The sequence below is a fragment of the Nocardia sp. NPDC004568 genome (genome assembly GCF_040609955.1).
Classification (GTDB): Bacteria; Actinomycetota; Actinomycetes; order Mycobacteriales; family Mycobacteriaceae; genus Nocardia.
This window is the reverse complement of record NZ_JBEXLL010000145.1, coordinates 1-6,597: the sequence shown is the minus strand read 5'-3', so window position 1 is coordinate 6,597 and position 6,597 is coordinate 1. Positions and strand designations below refer to the sequence as shown.

The 6,597-nt window shown below is 63.3% G+C and carries 7 protein-coding genes; 3 read left to right on the top strand and 4 right to left on the bottom strand.

Translation table 11 applies throughout. The annotated features are described in order from the left end of the window. Positions 1-629 precede the first annotated feature (629 nt). From ABZV91_RS31830 to ABZV91_RS31815, 4 genes are read right to left on the bottom strand one after another with little or no spacing between them, the layout of a single operon-like run. The gene (locus tag ABZV91_RS31830; protein ID WP_355249423.1) at positions 630-1,028 is read right to left on the bottom strand and encodes a hypothetical protein; all 399 of its coding nucleotides are present in this window, start codon (positions 1,026-1,028) and stop codon (positions 630-632) included. Continuing rightward, the gene (locus ABZV91_RS31825; RefSeq protein ID WP_355249422.1) at positions 1,025-2,410 is read right to left on the bottom strand and encodes a hypothetical protein; all 1,386 of its coding nucleotides are present in this window, start codon (positions 2,408-2,410) and stop codon (positions 1,025-1,027) included. Before ABZV91_RS31825 ends, ABZV91_RS31830 begins: the two co-directional genes overlap by 4 nt. After that, positions 2,403-2,699: a WXG100 family type VII secretion target gene (locus ABZV91_RS31820; protein ID WP_355249421.1), complete on the bottom strand. Its 297-nt coding sequence runs from the start codon at positions 2,697-2,699 to the stop codon at positions 2,403-2,405. Before ABZV91_RS31820 ends, ABZV91_RS31825 begins: the two co-directional genes overlap by 8 nt. A 3-nt stretch (positions 2,700-2,702) precedes the next feature. Beyond that, positions 2,703-3,032: a WXG100 family type VII secretion target gene (locus tag ABZV91_RS31815; protein WP_355249420.1), complete on the bottom strand. Its 330-nt coding sequence runs from the start codon at positions 3,030-3,032 to the stop codon at positions 2,703-2,705. A 1,029-nt stretch (positions 3,033-4,061) separates the two neighbouring features. On the opposite strand from ABZV91_RS31815, the gene ABZV91_RS31810 reads away from it, so the two are divergent. From ABZV91_RS31810 to ABZV91_RS31800, 3 genes are all read left to right on the top strand, one after another. Continuing rightward, positions 4,062-4,304, top strand: a complete 243-nt coding sequence (locus tag ABZV91_RS31810; protein WP_355249419.1) for a hypothetical protein — start codon at positions 4,062-4,064, stop codon at positions 4,302-4,304. Further along, positions 4,301-4,723 carry a DUF2637 domain-containing protein gene (locus ABZV91_RS31805; protein WP_355249418.1) on the top strand — a complete coding sequence of 141 codons (423 nt, stop codon included), beginning with the start codon at positions 4,301-4,303 and terminating at the stop codon, positions 4,721-4,723. The genes ABZV91_RS31810 and ABZV91_RS31805 overlap by 4 nt, the downstream gene beginning before the upstream one ends. A 183-nt stretch (positions 4,724-4,906) precedes the next feature. Beyond that, positions 4,907-6,244, top strand: coding sequence for a ThiF family adenylyltransferase (locus ABZV91_RS31800; protein WP_355249417.1), 1,338 nt, complete (start codon positions 4,907-4,909; stop codon positions 6,242-6,244). Positions 6,245-6,597 lie beyond the last annotated feature (353 nt).

Sequence of the window (6,597 nt, the reverse complement as noted above, 5' to 3'; positions counted from 1 at the left end):
GGTCGTGAACGACCGACGCTTCCGAGACACAGGGACATCCTTCCGCAGGATCAACGATCCTGCTAACTCGATGTCCACTACCCGGGGGTTCCTCTCACCGACGAAAACGACTCCCTGCCAGGCGGCATCCGAGGGGTCCCCCAGGCACGGGTGCCCCGATCCGCCGCCCAAATACAAGCGAACGGATCGAGGGCGCCGGACTCGTGCGTGGGGGTCCATGTCCGGAGGGGGAATCGACCACTACGCCCACGCGCTCAACCATCGAAAAGTCCTGGCTATCAACCAAGCGTAGCTCCCGGTCTGCCGAAACCCTCAGGACAGACAAGCCACATGTCGGTGCGGCCCGGGCTTCGGTTCATCGGACGGAGCGGCTTCGCCAGTCGGCACCGGACGCACCGACGTTGGTCGTGGCAAGTAATGGACCCGATCCCCCATCTTTCCACGGACTGGTCCATTACACCCCCGCGCCTCGGCCGCGCCGCCGACGCGCCTCGACTTCTGTCACACAGAGCGGAGTCTTATCCGGGCTTCGGCGATGGGTTTTCCTATCTCTGTGACCGCCCGACTGATCTAACTTCGCGGGGTATCGCGGCGGACCAGCGCATCCCGTTGGGAGCTGGTGGCCCAGCTCAGAAGTCTCCCCTACCGGGCACGGAATCCAGCGCGAGAATGATCCTATCGAAATCACGCACCGACCGCCGACCGTACTCTGGGTTTTCTCGAGCGATCAGATCTACGGCCTGCGCTTCGGTCGCGAAGCCATGGCGCGATTTCTCTTCCATGACATACGAAGGAACCAGGACCCAGTTACGGCGTGCTGTGTCGAATACCCAGTCGACCTCACGCCGCTCGTCTCCGACAATGCGCTGAAGAGCCTCCGCAACCCACATGGGTCGGGGTTCGGCAAAGCGCCATACCACCAGCGGTGGCCTGAAATACTCGCCGTCGTCGTCGCCGCCGGCATGGCGGTACCATTCAAGGGAACCGAAACGGCGCAGGCGCCCAATGAAGTCACTCGAATCCATCATCCCACCGGTTCGATCGTCGCACCTGGATTGTCCCCCAGCATAGTTCTCCGCCATTGCTCGATCGGGATGGGCTCCGGGCTATGCCTTGGGTCGTAGACGTATTTTCCATCCGTGTAGACCTCATGGTAAAGGAACTCTTCGGGGATACCATATTCCTCAACAGTGAGTTCCTGACCCGGTGCCGGTTCGATTTTGAGGATCTCACCTACTTCACCTGCCGTCCTCTTCAGTTTCTCGGCGATCTCGGAACAGTCTTCACCCGGATTTATTCCCTCCGCCAGCATCCGCGCCATCTCGCCAGTGACATCCTTGTTCGGCGCAATCTCAGGCACCGCCTCACCCGGACCGAGCACTCCGTCGTCGTCGATGAGCACCTTCATAGCGATGATGGCGCCGAGGGAAGTGAGGGTGCTGCCGAGATCGGGGACCCCGTCGAAGGCTTTGATGGTGCCGACAGCTCCAGCCGCCGCCGTCGCGAGGCCGAGCACTCGGAACAGGCGGCTGGCCTGGTAGGCGGTGCGGATGGCGTTGATGCAGTTGCCGACCATGACCGTCACCCCTCCTCCGGCCGCGGCAGCGGATGCGCCCCAACTGAAGAAGGCCGCGGCAGCCCCCGCCACGACAGTGATACCTATGGCCCATTCGGTGCTGGTGATCGTTCTGTCGATCTCGCCTCGGACTTCGACCATTCCGGTGTGGTAAGCGCCCACGGGTGTGGCGAGGTTCTGGGTCGCGGTGGCCAGTTGGGCGGCGCTGCCGCCCAGGGTTTCCAAGTGGTCCAGAATCGGCTGGAGGTTGGTCCTGTCCTGGACCGTGTCGAACAGCCCGACGATTGCACTGACCTTCCCGGCAGCTCCGGTGATGGTTTCGTGCGCAGCAAAACCCTGCCACACCAGGGCAGCCTTGGCGAGGCTGTCGACGTCACCATTGGGCAGTTTGCCGAACTCATTGATGATTCGCGCGATCAACGCATCGAAGAGCTCCTGGACACCGCCGCCGTGGTCTATACCGAGGCCGTTGTCGCGTACCGACGTCGGGATATCGACCTTGTGTTCGGTCATCTCGTGGACCTGCGGGCGTGGTGGCGGCGGATCGGCCCGGGCGTTGAGTCCGTAGTTGTAGCCGGCCGCGTACAGCACATATCCAAAGTTGGTCAGCGCGTCCGCCAGGTTCGTGCATGCTTGCATGGTTTCCTGGGCCGAGCGGTCGTAGGCCTTACCCCATTCCTTGCAGCCGGGTGCGTCACCGGCCATCCCTGCGCATTCGCCCTTGACCGCATCGTGGACAGGCTTATCGGCGATGCGCAGCTCGGTGGCCAGGTCGTGGCATTTCTTGGCAGCTTCGTAGTAGAGCTGCCAGTCGATCCTGAGGGGGTCACCCACGCAGCATCCTGCTGTTCACATCAATCGCTCGGGTGTACCGGTCGTGCGCGGCCCTGGCAGCATCGGCAGCTGTTCGTACACCGTCGGCAAACTCGCGAGCGCCAGCGGACCATTGGCGGTGTGCATCGGCATATGCCTGCGCCGCGACACTTTCCCAGCCTGTCCCTTGCAAGGTGGCCACCTTGTCGTCGATATCATCGAGGTTGTCGGCGAGAAAACCCGCAAGACCGCTCAACCGGCCGACGATCTGGTCGAGATCTTCGAGATCGACCTGGAACTCCGAAGGCATGACTCACAACCTCAAACTGCTGAAAGCATCCGAAATGCCGTCGTCGGTGGCCTGATAGGTGTCAGCGGTGACGCCCAGCTTCTCTGCCATCCCTGTCAGCGCATCGATGATCCGCACACCTCCATCACGCACATCCGTCCATCCCGCCGCGAACTCGGCGGCGTCATCACCGACCCAAGACCCGCCGGTCAATGAATCCACGTCGGAACCAGCCGACTCCAACGCCCGCCGCAGTGCATCCGCGATGCCGTAGACATATCTGCCGACACTGCGGACTTCCTCGGGGACAACCGAAACATCCTGCGGACCTTGAAGCCCCCCATCATCACCCACGCAATCAGATTATCGACCGGCTCGGCTCCTGTCGATCGTGGCCTGACACCACCATCCGGGATCATCCAAACCTTCCTCCGAACCGGACAATCAAGAGCGCCCCTGCTTCGGCAGAATGCGCCCGACCTACTGTCAACGAAATGCTCACGTCGCCTCACCCCCATCGAGCATCAAGTTCCGCTAGTTGCCCATCGGTACACAGCTGGGCAGTTGTTCGACGAGCCATACACGGGTTGCTCCGTCTTCATGGTTGCGGGCGGCCCGGACCACATCGTCACGGAACACCCTGCGGGTAGGGCCCGGGCAAGATGACATCCTTCCAGGCCTGCTTGGCAAGCCAGATCGGTGTCACCTGTCTGCGCAGCAGCCTCAAGCCTACGGAACTGGGCTCATCGCCGAGGACAGCGAAACTAAACGACGACCGACCATGTCCGGTATAACCATGCAGGTCAAAAAGTATCCTTCCCGCGCACGCGGGGGTCGTCCCGGTGAATCGGGCGCGCGAGTTTGCAGGTAGAGATCCTTCCCGCGCACGCGGGGGTCGTCCCCACCTCTCCGGCACGGCGGTCGATATCAACGCATCTTTCCCGCGCACGCGGGGGTCGTCCTTGCGCGCCGTCGGCCACGACACCGGTGCCAGAATCCTTCCCGCGCACGCGGGCGTCGTCCCTACGTGGAAACCGAGGTCAAGAAGTCCGGGTGGTCTTTCCCGCGCACGCGGGAGTCGTCCCGTCTCAAGAATTCCATTCGCGACGATGCCGCCGTCCTTCCCGCGTACGCGGCGGTCGTCCCACGGCGCGCTAATGATGACCTCTACCTGCATGTTTACATGGCACACACGTAGGCATCGGGTGGCCGCCACGGTCGCGGCGCTGACCGGCGAACCCCACCCGCTGGCCTCTCATCCCGAGGCCACTGCACCGGCCCGATAGTCACCTACCCCGTGACCCGCAGAAGGGAATTCCTCTGCGCCCACCGCCAACACGACCGTCATCGAATCGACCACGATCACCGAGGAGCAGTCACCTCATGATCAAACCACCGGCCACACTGTTGCGCGAGGTCCTCGTGGCACGGCTTCTTCTGGTCGGTACTCAACGCCGCCGCGGCGGTCCGTATCACTGGCAACGCTCTGCACGCGACCGCGTTGCCGTACTGGCCGCCGCCGTCGCGGTCATTCCACCGTCGGCGTTGCTGGCCGCAGTCCACGGCGTCGCGCTGCTGCTGCGTGCGCACGCCCGCGCGGCACACAACTGGTCGCCACGGCCATGACCGCGCCAATCACTGCGGGCGTGTTCTGGCTCTCTTTCACCGCGCTGCGCGCACTCACAGCCACCGCCGGGATACCGGCCGGGGAGGCGTGGTTATGGCCGTTGACCATCGAGGGCCCCATGGCCCAGGCCACCGTACCCTTGCTCGCCCTTGCCCACTCCAGCGCACGCCGCACCGCTGCCCCCGCCCACCATGACCCCGACACAGCGCGACAGAACATTCCCCGCGGCCGATACCACCCCGCATGCGCCGGCACCATCAAGTCGCGTGCGCACGCCGGCACGCACCCCACGCACCGGGCAGCCCGGCCTATCCGATGGTGCCGCCAGTCATCTACCCGCTCGACCCGGTGCCGACTCTCGAAGAATGGACTCAGACCGCTTGGCATGTCGCTCCCGGAGGATCGCTGTGCCTGCTGAGATCGGTCGGAGCGTGGCCACCCGAGGCAAGTATCACCGAACTCTTCGCCAAAGCAGCAGGCTGGCGAATCGAGTACGCACTGATGAAAGCTGGGAGGATCGACCAAATGTCGGTAAACGGCATCGTATCCGACCCCTCACACGACCACCTCATCGCAGAAGCCGCACTCCGGCCAAGCGGCCTTGACGCAGAAAGCCCAGACCACGATGCCGACGGACCGCACTGACGCGTTTATCGTCTTGACCCGCGAGGGTGCAAAACTCATAGCGGACTCCACCATCACCGCCGGCGGCATTAACCTACGATATGCGTCGGTCTCGGACACGTACATCGTCCATAGCATCGAGAAGGCCCGCAACACTTGGATTCAGGCCGATATCCTCCGGAAATTCACCGCGCTGCGATGGAACGACACGTCCCACGTCGGACAATGGATGAACCTGGCAAGCAGCGACCTTCATCTCCACCATCTCCAACTCCTGCGCCGGCCGGGCACCGCAATCCCATACGAAGCGTTCCGCGCGATGGTGCCCGGCGTCAGAGATCCGAGCACCGGACTCGGGTTGTTGATCAGCTACGCCTCGGACCTCGACCCTCAGCTGCGTGGGGCCGGGGCCTCCGAATTCGCCGGATGGCTCATCGAACGCGACGGAGTCCGACTCGTCCAGATCGCTGTTGAACCCGCAATCCTCGGACTCGACCACCTTCGCGACCACTGGCCCGTAGACCTGCTCGCATCCACCTCGATCATGCTGGTCGGATGTGGAAGCATAGGCGGCGCCGCAGCACAAGCCCTCGCCGCCTATGGCATCGGAAATATGCACCTGGTCGACCCAGACCGATTCCTCTGGCACAACACCGTGCGCCACGTACTCGGACCCGAAAGCGTGAGCCGCCACAAGGTCGATGCCCTCAAATCCCGGCATCAACAACGGTGGCCGCAGCAGAACGTCACCGCACATCGACTCGACGTGGTCGACGACGTCCACCACATACGCCCCCTGATCGACACAGTCGATATCGTGCCTTGTACCGCTGACGGCATCGCCCCACGACGCGTCGTCAGCCACCTCGCACGCCGAGCAGGTAAACCCGCTGTCCTGGCCTGCGTACTCGATCATGGCTCGCTCGGCGAAATTTTGCGACTGCGACCGACACCACGCTACGGATGTCTGCTGTGCTCACGACAATACCTCGCGAACCTCGGCGCCATCGACACGGAGGCCGACCAAGAACTCGACTATGGCACCGGCCACACCCACCAACCGATGACCGCCATCCCCCCGGATCTACACCTCATCGGCACCCTCACAGCCAAGGTCGCTGTCGCGACCATCCTCGAATCCCGACACGGCGACCACACCCAGCGCCTCCCCGGAGAACACGCCATCATCGGACTACATCCTGCAAACAACCTCACTGCGCCATTCGATCTCACCCACACGACCGACATCCACTGGGCCACAATCCCGCCACCGCGATCCGCGTGCCCAACCTGCAACCCGACCTCGCTCAAATGAGGTGCCGCATTACTCCCACCGCGCTTGAGACCATCGCGAACGCAGCCCAACAGTCCTGCGACGGCCTCGAAACCGGCGGCATCATCTTAGGAACCGATCGCAGCGGTGACATCCTCATCACGAGCGCGGGCACCCCGGGCCCCAAGGCACGCAGAGCGTCTCATTCCTTCCACCGCGACCTCGACCACGCCAACCACCTCGCCACCCTTGCGTGGCAGACCGACGGCAGCCAATGGATCGGAGAGTGGCATACGCATCCTGACCTGACCCCGCTGGTTCGGTCCGGGGGTTGTGAGAGTCTGAATGCCCACGTTGTGGGCGGAAAGGCTCGATATTCATGGCGACACGGAAAC

Excerpts from the sequence above, each read along its gene's own strand:
- ABZV91_RS31810 (WP_355249419.1), top strand. The coding sequence starts at position 4,062 with ATGATCAAACCACCGGCCACACTGTTGCGCGAGGTCCTCGTGGCACGG.
- ABZV91_RS31830 (WP_355249423.1), bottom strand. The coding sequence starts at position 1,028 with ATGATGGATTCGAGTGACTTCATTGGGCGCCTGCGCCGTTTCGGTTCC.
- ABZV91_RS31805 (WP_355249418.1), top strand. The coding sequence starts at position 4,301 with ATGACCGCGCCAATCACTGCGGGCGTGTTCTGGCTCTCTTTCACCGCG.
- ABZV91_RS31820 (WP_355249421.1), bottom strand. The coding sequence starts at position 2,699 with ATGCCTTCGGAGTTCCAGGTCGATCTCGAAGATCTCGACCAGATCGTC.